The 17,625-nt window shown below is 71.9% G+C and carries 15 protein-coding genes and 1 tRNA gene; 7 read left to right on the top strand and 9 right to left on the bottom strand.

From position 1 onward, the window contains the following. Nucleotides 1-22: 22 nt before the first annotated feature. Together ACQP12_RS00415 and ACQP12_RS00410 are read right to left on the bottom strand one after the other, a co-directional pair. Nucleotides 23-2,221: a (Fe-S)-binding protein gene (locus tag ACQP12_RS00415; protein ID WP_357943999.1), complete on the bottom strand. Its 2,199-nt coding sequence runs from the start codon at nt 2,219-2,221 to the stop codon at nt 23-25. Nucleotides 2,222-2,412: 191 nt separating this feature from the next. Further along, complete coding sequence (locus tag ACQP12_RS00410) at nt 2,413-2,676, bottom strand: cell division protein CrgA (protein ID WP_151462593.1); 264 nt, start codon at nt 2,674-2,676, stop codon at nt 2,413-2,415. Nucleotides 2,677-2,907: 231 nt separating this feature from the next. Between ACQP12_RS00410 and ACQP12_RS00405 the strand changes: the two genes are divergently transcribed. Genes ACQP12_RS00405 through ACQP12_RS00390 form a run of 4 tightly spaced genes read left to right on the top strand, consistent with a single transcriptional unit; the run spans nt 2,908 to nt 6,128 of the window. Continuing rightward, entirely contained in the window at nt 2,908-3,714 is an 807-nt protein-coding gene (locus ACQP12_RS00405; protein WP_433284146.1) for a DUF881 domain-containing protein, read from the top strand. After that, a complete protein-coding gene (locus tag ACQP12_RS00400; protein ID WP_433284144.1) occupies nt 3,711-5,192 on the top strand; it encodes a class E sortase in 1,482 nt (493 codons plus the stop codon). Before ACQP12_RS00405 ends, ACQP12_RS00400 begins: the two co-directional genes overlap by 4 nt. A gap of 2 nt (nt 5,193-5,194) precedes the next feature. Next, complete coding sequence (locus ACQP12_RS00395; protein WP_357944006.1) at nt 5,195-5,473, top strand: hypothetical protein; 279 nt, start codon at nt 5,195-5,197, stop codon at nt 5,471-5,473. 4 nt (nt 5,474-5,477) lie between these two features. Then, nucleotides 5,478-6,128, top strand: coding sequence for an aminodeoxychorismate/anthranilate synthase component II (locus ACQP12_RS00390; RefSeq protein ID WP_357944008.1), 651 nt, complete (start codon nt 5,478-5,480; stop codon nt 6,126-6,128). A gap of 83 nt (nt 6,129-6,211) precedes the next feature. Here the strand turns inward: ACQP12_RS00390 and pknB are convergent, their stop codons facing one another. The 7 genes from pknB to ACQP12_RS00355 form a co-directional block, all read right to left on the bottom strand. Beyond that, a complete protein-coding gene (pknB, locus tag ACQP12_RS00385) occupies nt 6,212-8,038 on the bottom strand; it encodes a Stk1 family PASTA domain-containing Ser/Thr kinase (RefSeq protein WP_433284141.1) in 1,827 nt (608 codons plus the stop codon). Beyond that, nucleotides 8,035-9,381 carry a protein kinase domain-containing protein gene (locus ACQP12_RS00380; RefSeq protein WP_433284139.1) on the bottom strand — a complete coding sequence of 449 codons (1,347 nt, stop codon included), beginning with the start codon at nt 9,379-9,381 and terminating at the stop codon, nt 8,035-8,037. Before ACQP12_RS00380 ends, pknB begins: the two co-directional genes overlap by 4 nt. Nucleotide 9,382: 1 nt before the next feature. Next, nucleotides 9,383-10,888 carry a peptidoglycan D,D-transpeptidase FtsI family protein gene (locus ACQP12_RS00375; protein ID WP_433284137.1) on the bottom strand — a complete coding sequence of 502 codons (1,506 nt, stop codon included), beginning with the start codon at nt 10,886-10,888 and terminating at the stop codon, nt 9,383-9,385. After that, nucleotides 10,885-12,318, bottom strand: a complete 1,434-nt coding sequence (locus ACQP12_RS00370; protein ID WP_433289575.1) for an FtsW/RodA/SpoVE family cell cycle protein — start codon at nt 12,316-12,318, stop codon at nt 10,885-10,887. The genes ACQP12_RS00375 and ACQP12_RS00370 overlap by 4 nt, the downstream gene beginning before the upstream one ends. 85 nt (nt 12,319-12,403) lie before the next feature. Further along, on the bottom strand, nt 12,404-13,849 hold the full coding sequence (locus ACQP12_RS00365) for a PP2C family protein-serine/threonine phosphatase (RefSeq protein WP_433284135.1): 1,446 nt from the start codon (nt 13,847-13,849) through the stop codon (nt 12,404-12,406). Further along, the gene (locus tag ACQP12_RS00360; protein WP_074315675.1) at nt 13,846-14,331 is read right to left on the bottom strand and encodes an FHA domain-containing protein FhaB/FipA; all 486 of its coding nucleotides are present in this window, start codon (nt 14,329-14,331) and stop codon (nt 13,846-13,848) included. The genes ACQP12_RS00365 and ACQP12_RS00360 overlap by 4 nt, the downstream gene beginning before the upstream one ends. A gap of 6 nt (nt 14,332-14,337) precedes the next feature. Next, nucleotides 14,338-15,126: an FhaA domain-containing protein gene (locus ACQP12_RS00355; RefSeq protein ID WP_151464078.1), complete on the bottom strand. Its 789-nt coding sequence runs from the start codon at nt 15,124-15,126 to the stop codon at nt 14,338-14,340. A gap of 209 nt (nt 15,127-15,335) precedes the next feature. Here ACQP12_RS00355 and ACQP12_RS00350 point away from each other — a divergent pair. The 3 genes from ACQP12_RS00350 to ACQP12_RS00340 all read left to right on the top strand — a co-directional run bounded on the left by ACQP12_RS00350 (nt 15,336) and on the right by ACQP12_RS00340 (nt 17,405). Then, nucleotides 15,336-15,421 (top strand) — tRNA-Leu (locus ACQP12_RS00350). Nucleotides 15,422-15,492: 71 nt separating this feature from the next. Beyond that, complete coding sequence (locus ACQP12_RS00345; protein WP_357944018.1) at nt 15,493-16,602, top strand: NAD-dependent epimerase/dehydratase family protein; 1,110 nt, start codon at nt 15,493-15,495, stop codon at nt 16,600-16,602. Beyond that, nucleotides 16,599-17,405 carry a WecB/TagA/CpsF family glycosyltransferase gene (locus ACQP12_RS00340; protein ID WP_357944020.1) on the top strand — a complete coding sequence of 269 codons (807 nt, stop codon included), beginning with the start codon at nt 16,599-16,601 and terminating at the stop codon, nt 17,403-17,405. The genes ACQP12_RS00345 and ACQP12_RS00340 overlap by 4 nt, the downstream gene beginning before the upstream one ends. Nucleotides 17,406-17,625: the final 220 nt, after the last annotated feature.

Raw genomic sequence — 17,625 nt, 5'->3', positions numbered from 1 at the left:
TCCAGCTCGTCCGGGGTACGCCTCAGCCGGCGACCGTTTCGGTCTCCTTCTCGCCCGCCGGGGCGTCCGGCTTGACCGAGCGGAGCAGCACGCTCGCCACGTCGACCACCTCGACCTGCTCGCCGGCGCCCTTGCCGTTGACACCGTCGTTGAGCATCGTCGAGCAGAACGGGCAGCCGACCGCGATGGTCTTCGCCCCGGTGGACATGGCCTCCTCGACCCGGTCCACGTTGATCCGCTTGCCGATCTTCTCCTCCATCCACATCCGGGCGCCGCCGGCGCCGCAGCAGAAGGAGCGCTCGCTGTTGCGCGGCATCTCGGTCAGCTCGCCCTGGATCGAGTCGCCGAGCACCTCACGCGGGGCGGCGAAGATCCGGTTGTGCCGGCCCAGGTAGCAGGGGTCGTGGTAGGTGACGCCGCCGTCGACGGGCTGCACCGGGGTGAGCTTGCCGGCGGCCACCAGGTGGGCCAGCAGCTGGGTGTGGTGCACCACCTCGAACTCGCCACCGAGCTGGCCGTACTCGTTGCCCAGGGTGTTGAAGCAGTGCGGGCAGGTGGCGACGATCTTCCGCTTGCTCTTCTCCCGGCCCTCGAACGCCTCGTTCAGCGTCTCGACGTTCTGCTGGGCGAGCATCTGGAAGACGAACTCGTTGCCGATCCGGCGGGCCGGGTCACCGGAGCAGGTCTCGCCCTCGCCGAGGATGGCGAAGGAGACGCCGGCCTCGTTGAGCAGCGTGGCCACCGCCCGGGTGGTCTTCTTGGCCCGGTCCTCGAACGCGCCGGCGCAACCGACCCAGAACAGGTACTCGAAGTCGTCGACCTCGCCGACCCGCGGCACCTCGAACCCGAGGCCCTTGGTCCAGTCCTCCCGGGTGTTCTGCGGGGCGCCCCACGGGTTGCCCTTGTTCTCCAGGTTGCGGAGCATGACGCCGGCCTCGGACGGGAAGCTCGACTCGATCAGCACCTGGTAGCGGCGCATGTCGACGATGTGGTCGACGTGCTCGATGTCCACCGGGCACTGCTCGACGCAGGCGCCGCAGGTGGTGCACGACCAGAGCACGTCCGGGTCGATGACGCCGCCCTCCTCGGCGGTGCCGATCAGCGGCCGGTCGGCCTCGGCGAGGGCCAGCACGTCCATGTGGGCGAGCTGCGCGGCGGTGGCCTTCTCCTCGCCGGTCAGGTCCTTGCCCCCGCCGGCCAGCAGGTACGGCGCCTTGGCGTACGCGTGGTCGCGCAGGCTCAGCACGAGCAGCTTCGGCGACAGCGGCTTGCCGGTGTTCCAGGCCGGGCACTGCGACTGGCAGCGACCGCACTCGGTGCAGGTGCTGAAGTCCAGCAGGCCCTTCCAGGTGAACTGCTCGACCTGGGCGACACCGAACTGGTCCTTCTCCGGGTCCGCTTCCTCGAAGTCGAGCGGCTTGCCCTCGCTCGTCATGGGGCGCAGCGGGCCGAGGCCGGAGCCGGCCGGCTTCTCCGGGTCGCGCTTGAAGAAGATGTTCGGGAACGCCAGGAACCGGTGCCAGGCGACGCCCATGGTGACGTTCAGCGAGATCACGATGAGCCAGGTCATCGAGATGGCGATCTTGATGAGGGCGGCGACGCTGACGCCGGCCGTCCAGGCCGGGAGCGCGGCGCCGACCGCGTGACTCAGCGGGGTGGCCCAGACCGGGTACTCGAAGTGGTCGGTGGCGACCTTGAAGCCGCGGATCACGAAGCCGAAGATCAGGACCAGCAGCACGACCCACTCGACGAAGTAGCCCTGCCACATGGTCGAGCCGGTGAACCGGGAGCGGCCGCCCGGCCGGGTGGGCCGGTTGCGGAGCCGGATGCCCATCAGCACCAGGATGCCGGCCAGGCCCAGGATCCCGATCCACTCGGTGGCCAGGCCGAAGACCGTCCAGTGCCCGATGATCGGGAGCCCGCCGCCGGGGGTGACCACCTCGAAGTACGCCTCGAGCACCAGCAGCGACAGCACGATGAAGCCGACCATCACGAACCAGTGCGCCGCGCCCACCACGCTCCACTTGAGCATGCGGGTGTGGCCGGCGGTCTCCACCAGCATCTTCTTCGTGCGGGCGCCCTTGTCGTCGAACCGCTCCGGCGCGGGCTGGCCGAGCCGGATGACGGCCGTCATCTTCATGACCGCGCGCACCGCAAGCCACACCGCCACGGCGGTGATGGCGGCCGCGAGGATCGTGGTGACGATCTGGACGCTGCCCATCGAGTTGGCCTCCCGGTCTGCTGCTTGTCAGTGCAGCCTACGCGCAAGGTTACCCAGCAGTAACGTGAGTCATCTCGCATCCGGCCACGCCGCCCTGCCGACACCTTAGGGGCAGCGGGCGCCGGGCGCCGGTCAGGGGCGTCCCGGCGTGACGTACGCCCTCGGTCGCAGGGCGGCGGAGCCGGTCGGGGTTAGCGCCAGCGGGAGAGCAGGATCAGCGAGGAGACCATCGCGCCGAAGCCCACGGCGAGGTTCCAGTAGCCCCACGTCGCGACCGGGTAGGCCTGCTCGGAGAGGTAGTAGATGACCAGCCAGCCGATGCCCACCACGATCAGCGCGACCGCGGTGATCGGCAGCCAGACCGGGCTAGGCTTGCGCGTCGCCGCCGTCGCCGTCGGACGCACGTCCGTCGGCGGGGTGTACACCTTCTTCTTGCGGACCTGAGACTTGGGCACGACGCTCTCCAGAGGGGGGTACGACCTCGTCCGGCCTGACAACCGGGCGCGGGGGCGACGGTCCATGGCCAATAATGTTCGACAGCTAGCGTAGTCCCGACAGACCCTACAGGCCACGAATGGGGTCAGGCCGGTGCACGGAGTGACCGAAAAGAGCGGGACTTTTCGGGTCGAGCAGACCGGTCCGCGCCGTCGCGGGCCGGAACGAGACGACGGGAAAGGGAACGCCCGGTGGAGTACACGTCCGGCGCCGCCTCCTGGCAGAAGGTCCTCCGGCGCGCGGTGGTCGGCCTGCTGCCGCGCCGGCCGCGCCAGCGCCGCCCGGGCTGGTCGATCGGCGTACCCCTGATCGCCGCCGCGGCCGGGCTGCTGTTCACCACGACCGCCACCACCGCCGGCGGCACCGCGCTGCGGGAGGACCGGCGTCCCCAGCTCACCCAATTGATCGAGGACCGGCGCGAGGAGGTCGCGGCGAGCGAGGCGAAGGCCGCCCGGCTGCGCGCCGAGGTCGAGGAACAGACCGGCGCCCTGGCCGGCGCCGACGGCCCGATCAAGGCACAGCGGGACCGGGCCGCCGCCACCCGGCAGGCGGCCGGGTTCACCGCGCTCACCGGCAACGGCATCACCATCGAGCTGAACGACGCGCCCCGGCGCGCCGACCAGACCCTGCCCAAGGGTGCGAGCAACGACGACCTGGTGGTCCACCAGAGCGACGTCCAGGCCGTCGTAAACGCGCTCTGGGCGGGCGGCGCGGAGGCCATGTCAATCATGAATGTCCGCGTGCTCAGCACCAGCGCGGTACGCTGCGTCGGTAACACTCTGCTGCTGCACGGCCGGGTGTACTCCCCTCCTTTCAAGATCGTGGCAATCGGCGACCCCGCCGCGTTCCAGCGGGAACTCGCCGCGTCCAAGGGAGTCCGGTTGTTCAGGGAAGCCGTCGACCACTACCAGCTCGGCTACTCCGAGACCGTCTCCACGGTCACCGTGCCGGCATTCGAGGACTCGACCGCGCTGCAGTCGGCGAAGGTGCCGCGGTGAGCCGGGAGGACCCCCGGGACCGGGACGGGCGCCACCGCGACCAGAGCGACGACGCGACCGCCTTCCTGCCGAAGGTCGACCGGCCGGAAGCCGTGCCGCCCCGTCCCCCGCTCGACCTGCCCTGGCCGGACCACGCGGCGCCGCCCCCGGTGAGCGAACAGCGGCCGGCGCGCCCGCCCGCGTCCCCGCCGCCGGCCTGGCCCGGCGATCGGAACCGCCCGCCGGCACCCGACGGTCAGCCGGCCTGGCCCCAGCGCGCTGGCGGCACCGACGGGCCGACCAGACCCCCCGCCGAGCCCGGGCGCCGGCCCGACGCGGCACGGCCGACGTCTCCCGCGGACGCGCCGACCGCGTTCATCCCCCCGCTCGGCGACCGGCCGGAACGCCGCCCCGCCGCCGGGCCGCTGCGTCCCGGCGCGCCGGGTCCCGGCGTACCCCGGTCGGCCGGCCCGACCGACGGCGGCCCGCCTCGGCCGGCGGCGACCGGCCCGGCGGTCCCGGGAGCGACCGGCCCGGCGGTACCGGGAGCGACCGGCCCAGCGGTCCCGGGAGCGACCGGCCCGGCGGACCCGGGGGCGACCGCGGTGATCCCGGCCGTCAGCCGCCCGCCGGCCCGTCCGGCGGCGCTGGACCACACCGCGCTGATGGGTGCCGTGCCCCCGGTCCCGGACACCGGCGACGGCGACCCGGCCGGCGCCCCGGCCGAGCCGCCGCAGCCCCGCCGCGGCGAGCGCGTGGTGCAGCTCCGGCCCGAGCAGACCGGCGAGGGGTACAAGAGCGTCTACTCCGAGCTGACCCGGCCCACCGTCGGTTCCCGGCTGCGGGGGATCGTGCGCGGCACCGGCGAGGTGCTGATCACCTTCGGCCTGGTGGTGCTGCTCTTCGCCGGCTACGAGATCTGGGGCAAGGCGGTGATCGTCGACGCCCACCAGAACGACCTGAGCAGCCAGCTCGCCCAGGAGTGGGGGGCGGACCCGACGGTCGCGCCGTCGACCGGGCCGAGCGTCAAACCGAAGCCACCCGCCGAGGGCAAGCCGGTCGCCGGGCTCTACCTCCCCAAGTTCGACAAGCACTGGGTGGTGGTCGAGGGCGTCAGCCCGGACGACATCCGGTACGCCCCGGGCCACTACCCGAAGAGCGCCATGCCGGGCCAGGTGGGCAACTTCTCCGTCGCCGGCCACCGCATCCGGGCCACCTTCTGGCGCCTGGACGAGCTGCGCCCCGGCGACGCCGTCGTGGTCGAGACGCAGACCGAGTGGTTCATCTACAAGGTCTACCAGCAGCGGATCGTCAAGCCGTACCAGGTCGAGGTCGTCGCGCCGGTGCCGGGCAAGCCGAGCGAGCGGCCGACCGAGAAGCTGCTCACCCTGACCACCTGCAACCCCAAGTTCGACAACTACCAGCGGCTGATCATCCACGCCCGGCTGGACCACGTCCAGGCCAAGACGGCGGGCCGCCCGGCCGAGCTGGAGGGCTGAGCGTGTACGGATGGATCTGGCGGAAGCTCCCGCTCGGGCTCCCCGGAAAGCTGATCGGCTCGGTGCTGCTGGCCGCCGCGACGGTCGCCCTGCTCTGGTTCGTGGTCTTCCCGTGGGCCGAACCCCTCCTCCCCTTCGACGACGTGCAGGTCACCCAGGACTCCGGCGTACCGGGCGACGACGGCGGCGGGCTCACCGAGCCGACCGAGCGGCCCTCCGAGGAGGAGATCCCGTACAGCACCGAGTCGAACAACGCCCCGCCCTCCACCCCGAGCAGGTGACCCGATGCGCGTCCTCGTGATCGACAACTACGACTCGTTCGTCTTCAACCTCGTGCAGTACCTCGGCCAGCTCGGCGTGGACTGCGAGGTGCGGCGCAACGACGAGATCGAGGTGGCCGAGGTGGGCCGGGCGGGCGCCGACGGCGTGCTGCTCTCGCCGGGGCCGGGCAGCCCCGACCGCGCCGGCATCTGCCTCGACGTGATCAAGGAGTACGCCGGCAAGCTCCCCCTCTTCGGGGTCTGCCTCGGTCACCAGGCCATCGGTGAGGCGTTCGGCGCGACCGTGACACGGGCGCCGGAGCTGCTGCACGGCAAGACGTCCGAGGTGCGGCACAACGGGGTGGGGGTGCTCGCCGGCCTGCCCGACCCGTTCACCGCCACCCGCTACCACTCGCTCGCCGTGCTGCCCGAGACGCTGCCCGACGAGCTGGAGGTCACCGGCCGGACCGGCTCCGGCGTGGTGATGGCCATGCGGCACCGCACCCTGCCCATCGAGGGCGTCCAGTTCCACCCCGAGTCGGTGCTGACCGAGGGCGGTCACCTCATGCTGGCCAACTGGCTGGCCGTCTGCGGCTACCCGGAGGCGCTGGAGCGGGCCCCGGAGCTGGCTGCCGAGGTGGACGCCCGCCGCCGGGCCGCGTTCGCCGCCGCCTGAGGCTTCGTCTTACGGCCGATGCGCGAAGTGGCGGTGTCCGGGCCGACCGGGCACCGCCACTTCGCCTGTCTGAAGCTGTCGGGTCAGGGCTGGCTGAACCGGGTCGGCGGCGTCATGGTCGGGAACGGGAAGCCCCCGCCACCGCCGCTGCCGGGCGTGGTCGGCGTCGTGCCCGGCGACGGGGTGCCCGGGCTGGCGCTGTCGGTCGGCTCGGGCAGCGGCACGTCCACCTCGATGGTCACGGTCCTGCCCCTGGCCAGCTTGGTGCCGGCACGGGGGTTCTGGCTGCTCACCTTGCCCGCCTGGTCGGGCGCGACCTCGTTACCGTCGCGAACCCGAACGTCGTAGCCGGCATCCTTCAGCCGCTTGGTGGCCTGCTCCTTGGTGTAACCCATGACGTCCGGCACCTCGTTCACATTGCCGCGGGAGACCTGCAGGGTCACCTCGCTGCGCTCGGCCACCGAGCTGCCCTCGCTCGGAGTCACCTTGATGACCTGGCCCTCTGGCGCCGCGTCGTCGACCTCCTTGCGGTTCACCACAAGGTTCAGGCCCTCGAGTTGGGCCTTGGCGCTGGTGTAGGTGCTGCCCTCGATGCCGGCTGGGATGGTGACGACCGGCTTGCCGCCGCAGATCTGGATCGTCACCGGGCTGTTCTTGGCCACGGACGCGCCCGACTGCGGGTTCTGGGCGGCCACCGTGTTCCTCGTGCAGTCGCTGCTGAGCACCGGCTCGCCGAGCGTCACCCGCAACCCCGCCCGCTGGAGATCGGCGGTCGCCACCGCCTGGCTCTTGCCCTCCAGCGGCGGCACACTCACCTTCTCCGCGCCGGTCTGGTTGAGCCAGAGCGCGGTGGCCAGGGCGATCACCGCGAGCACGCCCAGCGCCGCGAAGGTGGCGATCACCCAGGCCGAACTCTTCCGCTTGCGCGCGTCACCGACCCGGGCCGGCGGCTGCTGGCGGGTCTGCGGGCCCATCACCTGGGTCTGCTGGTAACCGCCACCGGCCGCGGCCGGCGCCATCGGCATGGTCTCCTCGGCCGGCATGACCGGGGTGGCCAGCACCGGCCGGCCCGCGGCGGCGCGGAGCAGGTCCGCCCGCATCTCGCCGGCGCTCTGGTAGCGGTTCAGCGGGTTCTTGGACAGCGCCTTGAGGACGATGGCATCCACGGCCGGGTTGACGTCCGGGTTGATGGTGCTCGGCGTCGGCGGCGTCTCCCGCACGTGCTGGTAGGCGACGCTGACCGGGCTGTCCCCGACGAACGGCGGGTGCCCGCAGAGCAGCTCGAACAGCACGCAGCCGGCCGCGTAGACGTCGGAGCGGGCGTCGACCGCCTCGCCGCGCGCCTGCTCCGGGGAGAGGTACTGCGCCGTGCCGATGACCGCGCTGGTCTGCGTCATCGTGGTGGCGCCGCTGGCCAGCGCCCGGGCGATGCCGAAGTCCATCACCTTGACCTGGCCGGTCTGGGTGAGCATCACGTTGCCGGGCTTGATGTCCCGGTGGATGATCCCGTGGCGGTGGCTGAACTCCAGCGCCGCGCACATGTCGGCGCAGATCTCCAGCGCCCGGCGCGGCTGGAGCCGGCCCTCGGCGCCGAGCACCTCCTTGAGGGTCCGCCCGTTGACGAACTCCATGACGATGAACGGCAGCGTCTCGCCGGTCGGGGCGGTCTCCTCGCCGGTGTCGTACACGGCGACGATGGCCGGATGGTTCAGCGAGGCGGCGTTCTGCGCCTCCCGGCGGAACCGCATCTGGAAGGTCGCGTCCCGGGCCAGGTCGGCGCGGAGCATCTTGATCGCGACATCCCGACCGAGCCGGAGATCGCGACCGCGGTGCACCTCCGCCATGCCGCCGTAGCCGAGCAGCTCGCCGACCTGGTACCTGCCACCGAGCAGGCGGGCCTGCGCTGTCATCGCGTCTCTCGTCCTTCGCTCGTCGTCGTCTCGCCGCCAGCCGGCTGGAGCCGTACCTCCCGACGGTACGACGTGGAAACCGGATAGTCGCCCCCGTGGGCCCGCACCGCGCCGGAGGTCACGCTCACCGGACCAAGTGCGCCGGGGTCACCGGCCGCCGCGTTGTCCCGGATTTTGTAGGAAATCACCCCGGAACAAACAAGGACCAGCACGGCCAACACGATGGCCAGCAGCCACCGCCCGGCGTGGGACCGGCGCGGGGCGGGCGCGACCGGCGGTTGGGCGTACCCGAGGGGGTTGTGCTGCCGGGGCGGCGGAACGGCCGCCGCCCCGCGCGGCGCCACCGGTGGGCGCTGCTGCGGGGGAGGCGCCACCGCGGTCGGGCGTGGCGCCATCGGCGGGCGGGCGGCCACCGCGGGCGGGCGGGGCTGCGGTCGCGTGGCCGTCGGAACCTGCGCCCGCGCGGCCGGTGCGGCCGGGGAGGCGGGTACGCCGGAGATCGGGTGGCCGCCCCGCGCCTGCTGCGACAGGGCGAGTTTGGCCTGCCGGGCGACGCTGGCCAGAGCGGCGGAGCTGGGCCAGCGGGCCGCCGGGTCCTTCGCGAGGGCCCGCTCGACGATGGCCCGGACCTGCGGCGGGATGTCGGCGGGGAGCGGCCGGGGCGTCTCGCGCACGTGCTTCATGGCGATCTCGAGCGGGTTGTCCCCCTCGAACGGCCGCCGGCCGGCCAGGCACTGGTACGCGACGACGCCGAGCGCGTACACGTCGGAGGCGGGGGTGGCGACGGCGCCGGTGGCCTGCTCGGGCGAGATGTAGGAGGCGGTGCCGAGCACCGAACCGGCGGCGGTGAGCTGGCCGACCAGGTCGGAGCGGGCGATGCCGAAGTCGGTGAGCACCAGCGTGCCGTTGGGCCGGACCAGCAGGTTGCCGGGCTTCACGTCGCGGTGCACGATGCCCTTCTCGTGCGCGGCGTGCAGCGCGTCGGCGGCCTGGGCGAGCAGGGCCATGGTGCGGGCCGGGGTGAGCCGCCCGACCCGGCTGAGCGTCGAGGAGAGCGCGTCGCCCTCCACGTATTCCATGACGAGGAAGGCGATCTGCTGGTCGCTGCCGAAGTCGTAGACGTCGACCACGCCCGGGTGGTTGATGGTGGCCATGGTGCGCGCCTCGCCGCGGAACCGCTCGGCGAAGCCCGGCTCGTCGAGCAGAGCGGGGAGCAGGCTCTTGACGGCGACGGTCCGTCCCAGCACCTGGTCGGTGCCGCGCCAGACGTCGCCCATGCCACCGCTGGCGATCCGCTCGTCGAGGCGGTAGCGGTTGCCGAGCTGCACACCCGGGCTGAGCATGTCAGCGGCCCCCGGAGTCCGCGATGGCCGCCGCCATGATCTTGCCGGCGATCCGGGCCGCCTCGTGGCTGCCGCCGGAGCCAGCCTGTTCCAGCTCCACGCAGACCGCCGAGATCGGGGTGCCGTTCTTGTCCAGGGCGAAGCCGATGAACCAGCCGTGGTCGGGGGTGCCCGGGCCGGACTGGGCGGTGCCGGTCTTGCCGCCGACCGTGTAGCCCTGGATCCGGGCCGACTTGCCGGTGCCGTTCACCACCACGCTGACCATCATGTCGCGCAGGTCGGCGGCGACCTGGCCGCTCACCGGCTGGCGCAGCTCGCGCGGCTTGGCCGTGTAGTAGCTGGTGGTGCGGTCCGGGGCGAGCAGCTGCTTGACCAGGTACGGCCGCATCTGGCTACCGCCGTTGGCGACCGAGGCGGCGATCAGCGCACCCTGCAACGGGGTCATCCGGACATCCCGCTGGCCGATCGAGGACTGGGCCAGTGCGGCGGGGTCGGTCGCGCCGTCCGGGCCGGTGATCTCCCCGGTCTTGCTGGCCGCCACCGGGAGGCCACCCTCGCCCAGCTGGCCGACGGTCAGGTCCTCCTGCTCGAATCCGAACTGCCGGGCCTTCTCCTTGACCTTGTCCGCGCCGAGCTTCACGCCGAGCTGCGCGAAGCCGGTGTTGCAGGACTCGGTGAGCGCCTGGATCAGCGTCACCTGTTCCTGCGGGCAGATCGAGTCGGCCGCGTTCTTGATCGGCGTACCGGACGTCGGCGGGGTCCAGCTCGCCCCGGCGGGGATCTTGGTCTGCTTGGTGTAGCCGCTCTCCAGCGCCGCCGCCGACATGATGACCTTGAAGGTGGAGCCGGGCGGCAGCGTCTCGGAGAGCGCCCGGTTCGCCAGCGGGCGGTTCGGGTCCTTGTCCAGCGCGTTGTACGCCTTCGCCGCCGCACCGGTGTCGTGGCTGACCAGCGGGTTCGGGTCGAAGCTCGGCATGGAGACCAGCGCCTGCACCGCGCCGGTGCGCGGGTCGATCGCGATCGCCGCGCCCCTGGTCGCCCCGACCTCGTTGTTCTGGAGCTGCTTGTACGCGGCGTCCTGGGCCCGCTTGGAGAGGGTCAGCAGCACGTTGCCGCCGCCGGTCTTGTTCCCGGTGAACATGTCCTTCACCCGGTCGCCGATGAGCTGGTCGCTGGTGCCGGCCAGGAACTGGTTCTCGGTCCGCTCGATGCCGGTCGCGGTCCCGTTGACCGGCTGGTAGCCGAGCACGTGCGCGTACTCCTCGCCGGCCGGGTAGGTGCGCAGGAAGCGCAGCCTGCCGCTGGTGTCCTTGCTGAGGGCGTACGCGGTGCCGCCGACCTCGATGTTGCCCCGCTTCCGGTCGTACGCGGCGACCTGGACCCGGCCGTTGTAGTCGCTGTTGCGGTACTCGTCCGCCTTGTAGGCCTGGATCCAGTTCAGGTTGGCGAAGAGCAGCCCGAACAGGATCATGACGACCACGCCGACGCGGCGCAGGGGTGCGTTCACGGCCGGATCACCTCCGTGGGGGCACCGTGCAGCTGCTCGGGCGGGCCGCCCGACGGCCGGGCCGCCGGACCGCCACCCCCGGTCACCGGCCGGCGAGCGCCGTCGGAGACCCGGAGCAGCACCGCGATCAGCAGCCAGTTCGCCATCAGCGAGGAGCCGCCGGCGGAGAGGAACGGGGTGGTCTGCCCGGTCAGCGGGATGAGCTTGCTGATCCCGCCGACGATGACGAAGACCTGCAGACCCAGGGTGAAGGCCAGGCCGCCGGCGAGCAGCTTGCCGAACGAGTCCCGGACCGCGAGCGCGGCCCGCAGCCCCCGCTCGACGATGAGCAGGTAGACCACCAGCAGCGCGGAGAGGCCGAACAGGCCGATCTCCTCACCGATGCCGGCGAAGATGAAGTCGGTCTGCACCTCCGGCAGCAGGGTGGGCTGGCCGCCACCCGGGCCGGCCCCGAACAGGCCGCCGGTGCCGAGCGTGAGCAGGCCCTGGACGAGCTGGTAGCCCCGGTCGTACGGCTCGGCGAAGGGGTCCAGCCAGATCTGGGCCCGGTCGTAGAAGTTGGCGAACGGGCCGCCCACCGTGCTGCCCAGCACGTACGCCAGGTAGGCGCCGCCGAAGAACAGGATCAGACCGATGAGCAGCCAGCTCACCCGTTCGGTGGCGATGTAGAGCGTCACCACGAACATGCCGAAGTAGAGCAGCGACGTGCCCAGGTCCTTCTCGAACACCAGGACCAGGATGCTGATCAGCCAGACCACGAGGACCGGGCCGAGGTCGCGGCCCCGCGGGAAGTCGACGCCGAGCACCCGCCGGCTGGCCAGCGACAGCACCTCCCGCTTACGGACCAGGTAGTACGCGAAGAAGGTGAGCAGGGCGAGCTTGGCGAACTCACCGGGCTGGATCTGGAAGCCGCCGAGGCGGATCCAGAGCTTCGCCCCGTTGACCTCGGAGAACCGGCCCGGCAGCACCGCCGGGATCATCACCAGCACGATGCCGGCCAGACCCAGGGTGTACGCGTACCGCGACAGCGACCGGTGGTCCCGCATGATCGCCAGCAGCCCGGCGGCGAGCACCACCGCGCCGAGCGTCCAGGCGAGCTGGCGCCCACCGGTGCCGGCGAAGATGGCCAGGGTCTCCCGCTGCTCGGGAGGCGACTGGGCCAGGTCGTAGCGGCGCAGGAAACCCACGCCGATGCCGTTGAGCAGGGCCACCGCCGGCAGCAGTGCCGGGTCGGCGAACGGCGCCAGCCAGCGGATCACCAGGTGCAGGCCCAGGAAGACCAGCCCCAGCGCGGCGGCCGGGATCCAGAAGTCCGGGGTGACGGTGTCCAGCACGTTCGCCTCGACCGTCGCCGCGTACGCCGCCACCAGGACCATGGCGAGCAGGAGCAGGGACAGCTCGGCGTTACGCCGGGACCGGGCCAGGCGCACGCCGGGCTGCTCGCCCGTCGAGGCGGGCGAGGCGGCCGGTGCGGCGGCTGCGGTCACGGATGTGTCCTCGGGGTCGAACCGGCGCTCACTCGGGCGACCGGCAGCCGGCCGGGTCCACCGGCGCAACCGTGTCCGAGGGGACGGCGTCGGGCGTGGTGGTCGGCGTCGGCGTCGGCGTCGGCACCACGGTGGCCGTGGCCGTGGCGGTGGCCGGCGGGACGGCGCTGCCGCTGGCCGCCGGGGCCAGCGAGCCGCCGGCCGCGGACGGGGTCGGGCTCACCGGACCGGCCGTCGGGCTGGGCGGGCAGAGCGGCTTGAGGTTCGGGTTGGCCGGGTCGTCGCTGGTCAGCTCGGCCAGCCGGCGCTCGGCGTCCGGCTCGCTCTTCGCCTGGATGCCCTGCTTGACCTGCTCCTGGGCGGCCTGGGTGAGGTCGTCGAGCTTCGCGTCGCTGGTGGCGTGCACGTTCGACAGGTCGAGCCCGGCGACCTGGCCCGGGACCCCGCGGAACACGGCCAGCTGCCCCTCGTCGGTGGCGCCGACGTAGTACTGGCGCTGGGTGTAGCTCCACCCGCCGAAGACGCCGCCGCCGACGATGACCAGCAGCGCCAGCAGCATCGCCGCGGTGCGCAGCGGGTGCCCGCGGCGCCGCTCGGGCTCGTCGTCGCGGTTGTCCGCCGGTTCCTCGGGCGCGGGCGCACGGGGCGCCGACAACGCCGAGGCGCGGGCCGCCGGGGTGGAGACGTCGGCCGAGGTGGCCATGCCGCGGTCGCGGGCGGCGGCGCCGCCGACGATCGGGGACGCCTCGACGATGTCCTGGTCGGTGGCGTCCGCGATGATCACCGTGATGTTGTCCGGGCCGCCGCCGCGCAGGGCGAGCTGCACCAGGCGCTCCACGCACTGCTGCGGGTCGGTGTATTCGCGCATCGTGTCGCCGATGGTGTCCGCGCTGACCACGCCGGACAGGCCGTCCGAGCAGATCAGGTAGCGGTCGCCGGGGAGCACCTGCCGGACGCTGTATTCCGGGTCGATGTCCCGGCCGTCCAGCGCCCGGGTGAGCAGCGAGCGCTGGGGGTGGCTGCTCGCCTCCTCCGCGCTGATCCGGCCCTCGTCGACGAGCATCTGGACGTACGTGTCGTCCTTGGTGATCTGGGCGAACTCGCCGTTGCGCAGGAGGTAGGCCCGCGAGTCACCGATGTGGACCATGCCGAGCTTGCTGCCCGAGAAGAGGGTCGCGGTCAGCGTGGTGCCCATCCCCTCCAGCTGCGGGTTGGCGTCCACGGTGTCGCGGAGTTGTTGGTTGGCGGTGCCGACGGCGGAACGCAGCGCGTCGACGAGGGCGTCACCAGGGACGTCCTCGTCGAGGGGCGCCATGGCACCGATGACGATGTTGCTGGCGACGTCACCGGCGGCCATACCGCCCATGCCGTCGGCAACGGCGAGCAGCCGCGGCCCGGCGTAGACGGAATCCTGATTACCGTCTCGGATCAGACCGCGGTCGCTGTGGGCCGCATAGCGCAGGGTCAGAGTCATGGCCGTAATTCGAGGGAAGTGCGGCCGATCCGGATCGGCACGCCGAGGGGGACGGGGGTTGGTCCGGTGACCTTAGCGCGATCCAGGTAGGTGCCGTTAGTCGATCCGAGGTCCTCGACGAACCACTGCCCATCGCGCGGCACGAGCCGGGCGTGCCGCGCCGAAGCGTAGTCGTCGGTGATCACCAGAGTCGAGTCCTCGGCCCGGCCGATGGTGATCTGGGCCTCGCCGAGGGTGATCCGGGTGCCGGCCAGTTGACCGGCGGTGACCACCAGCTGGTGCGCGGCCCTGCCCCGCTTCACCTTCGCCGGCTTCGCCGCCTGCCCGGTCGACGCCCCGACCGCGCGCGGCGCGGCCACCAGGCGACCCGACCGGGCTCCCGCGAAGAGGTCCCGGCGGATCACCCCGACCACCGTGAACACGAAGATCCACAACAGGATGAGGAACCCGAACCGGGCGACGGTGATGACGAGTTCCGGCAACGCGGATCAGCCGTCCACGCGGAAGGTCAGGGTCGTCGTGCCGAGCTGGATCATGTCGCCCGGGTTGAGGGCGACGGCGGAGACGCGCTGGCCGTTGACCATCGTGCCGTTGGTGGAGCCGAGGTCGGTCAGCACGACCTGGCCGCCGTCGAAGTCCAGCCGGGCGTGGCGCCGGGAGATGCCGACGTCGGGCAGGCGCAGGTTGGCCTGGTCGCCGCGGCCGATCACGGTCGAGCCCATCTGGAGCGGGTAGGTGCGGCCGTCGCCGGAGACCAGGCGGACGTTGCGGCCACCGCCCTGCCCCGGCGGCGGGCCGTAGCCGCCGCCCTGGTCGTAGGCGGGGTAGGCCGGGCCGGCGTCGTAGCCGCCGGGCGCGGAGACCGGGGCGACGTCGCCGCCGGTGTAGACCTCCGCCGTGACCCGGAACATCCCGGTGTCCAGCCCCTCACCACGCTCGACCTCGACGATCACGTCGCCGTAGACCGTCCACGCCTGCTCGCCGATGAACTCCGCCTGCGACTGGGCCAGCTCCTGGGCCAGCGCGGCGGCGTACGGCGCCAGACGACTGTGGTCGTAGGGCGAGAGATCGATCACGTAGCGGTTGGGCACCAACGTGCGCCCACCGGCCAGGATCGCCTTGTGCGCCTCGGCCTCCCGCTGCATGGCGTTGAGGATCTCCACGGGGTGGACCACCCCTTTGAAGACCTTGGCGAAGGCCCCCTCGACCAGGCCTTCCAGACGCTTCTCGAAGCGTTGCAGCACGCTCACCGGCTCCTCCTCGGGTCCCGAGGCAATGATGGTATCCGGACACCGCCTCCGCAGCTCACACGCCGCTCGGCCGGCTGCCGGCGGCCCGTTCGTGACCAGCCCCGCGATCGTGCTAAAGTTTCGTCCGCCACGAACGGTGATCGCTCGTGGCGATGACCGGGAACAGCGTAATATGTCCGGGCACCCGCCGCAGACGGTGGGAGCGGGATGAGATACGGTGTTGCAGGTCAAGCCACGGGGAAGTGGCGGAATGGCAGACGCGCACGGTTCAGGTCCGTGTGCCCGAAAGGGCGTGGGGGTTCAACTCCCCCCTTCCCCACCATCACGAGGGCTCCGCAATCAGCGGGGCCCTCGCGCCATATCGGGGCGTGCCGGACATCACGCTATGCTCCGATGGTTTCCCTGCCTCCGATGGACCAGGAGTGGCGTGTGAGTGTCGCGTTGGTGACCGGTTCGGGCGGTCTGATCGGCTCCGAGGCGGCCCGGCACTTCGCCGGCCTCGGTCTCGACGTGGTCGGCATCGACAACGACATGCGGCGGTACTTCTTCGGCGAGGACGGCTCGACCGCCTGGAGCCTCGACCGTCTCGCCGGCGAGCTGGGTAGCGCCTACACCCACCACGCGGTGGACATCCGCGACCGGGACGGCCTGGAGCAGGTCTTCAAGAAGTACGGGTCGGACATCGCCGTGGTGATCCACAGCGCCGCCCAGCCGAGCCACGACTGGGCCGCCAAGGAGCCGTACACCGACTTCGACGTCAACGCCGGCGGCACCCTCAACGTGCTGGAGAACACCCGGCGGCACGCCATCGACGCGCCGTTCATCCACTGCTCGACCAACAAGGTCTACGGCGACCGGCCGAACACCCTGCCGCTGATCGAGCTGGAGACGCGCTACGAGCTGCCCGAGGACCACCACTGGTACGACGGCATCACCGAGGACATGTCGATCGACGAGTCCCTGCACTCGATCTTCGGCGCCTCCAAGGTCGCCTCGGACGTGATGGTCCAGGAGTACGGCCGCTACTTCGACATGAAGACCGCCTGCTTCCGGGGCGGCACGCTGACCGGCCCGGCGCACTCCGCGGCCGAGCTGCACGGCTTCCTGGCCTACCTCATGCGCTGCGTGATGGAGGGCCGGACGTACAACCTCTTCGGCTACAAGGGGAAGATGGTCCGGGACGCCATCCACTCGCGGGACGTGCTCACCGCGTTCGAGGCGTTCTTCCGCGAGCCGCGCTCGGCCCAGGTCTACAACCTCGGCGGGGGCCGGCACTCGAACACCTCGCACATCGAGGCGTTCCGGATCGCCGAGGAGATCACCGGCCGGGTGGCGAAGATCAACTACGTCGACCAGGCCCGCACCGGCGACCACCAGTGGTACGTCAGCAGCATGGCCCGGTTCGAGGAGCACTACCCGAACTGGAAGATCACCTACGACGTGCCGATGATCCTCCGGGAGATCTACGAGGCGAACGCCGACAAGTGGGTGCCGAAGGCATGACCACCGGCACCAAGCGGAACGTGCTCGGCGTACTCGTCGACGCGACCGACTACGCCCGGGCGACCGAGGCCGTGGTGGCGGCCGCGCACGACCGCCGTCCGCTGGCCCTCACGGCGCTGGCCGTCCACGGCGTGATGACCGGGGTGCTCGACCGGGCGCACAACGCGCGGCTCAACTCCTTCGACGTGGTCACCCCCGACGGGCAGCCGGTACGCTGGGCGCTCAACCTGCTGCACGGCGCCGGCCTCACCGACCGGGTCTACGGGCCGGAGCTCACCCTCCGGGTGCTCGCCCGCTTCGCGGAGGAGGGCCTGCCGGTCTACCTCTACGGCTCCACCGAGGCGACCCTGTCCCGCCTGGTCCCGGCCCTGGAGCGGAAGTTCCCGGCGCTGAAGATCGCCGGTGTCGAGCCGTCCAAGTTCCGGTCGCTCCAGCCGGGCGAGGACACCGAGATCGCCGACCGGATCAAGGCCAGTGGCGCACGGCTCGTGCTGGTCGGGCTGGGCTGCCCCCGGCAGGAGGTCTTCACGTACGCCATGCGGCCGCTGCTGGACATGCCGCTGATGGCCGTCGGCGCGGCGTTCGACTACCACGCGGGGCTGCTGCGCAACCCGCCGCCGTGGATGCAGCGGGCCGGGCTGGAGTGGTTCTGGCGGCTCGGCCTGGAGCCGAAGCGGCTCTGGCGCCGCTACGTCATCCTCAACCCGGCCTACCTGGCCCGGCTGGCCGCGCAGAAGACCGGCGTGTGGAAGGCCACCCCGCCGCCGCCGGCCACGGAACGCCCCGCCACCTTCGACGTCTGAGCCCGCAACGACGCCCGGCGGCCACCCCTGAGGGGGACCGCCGGACGCCAGTGGGAGAGGTTGGCTCAGGGGACTTCACCGCCCTGTCGTCGACGAACGAGATCTGCAGCGGGCGAATGGAAACTGACCGATCGTTAAGAGGCTAGGTCAGCGGTGGAGACGCTGTGAACATGCCGGATCCGCCATAACGCCGACAGGATGACCCCTACGGGAGGCGTAC

This window comes from Micromonospora sp. CA-244673 (assembly GCF_050948395.1).
Classification (GTDB): domain Bacteria; phylum Actinomycetota; class Actinomycetes; order Mycobacteriales; family Micromonosporaceae; genus Micromonospora.
Note: the sequence above shows the minus strand (reverse complement) of the source record. Positions and strands in the feature narration are given on the sequence as shown.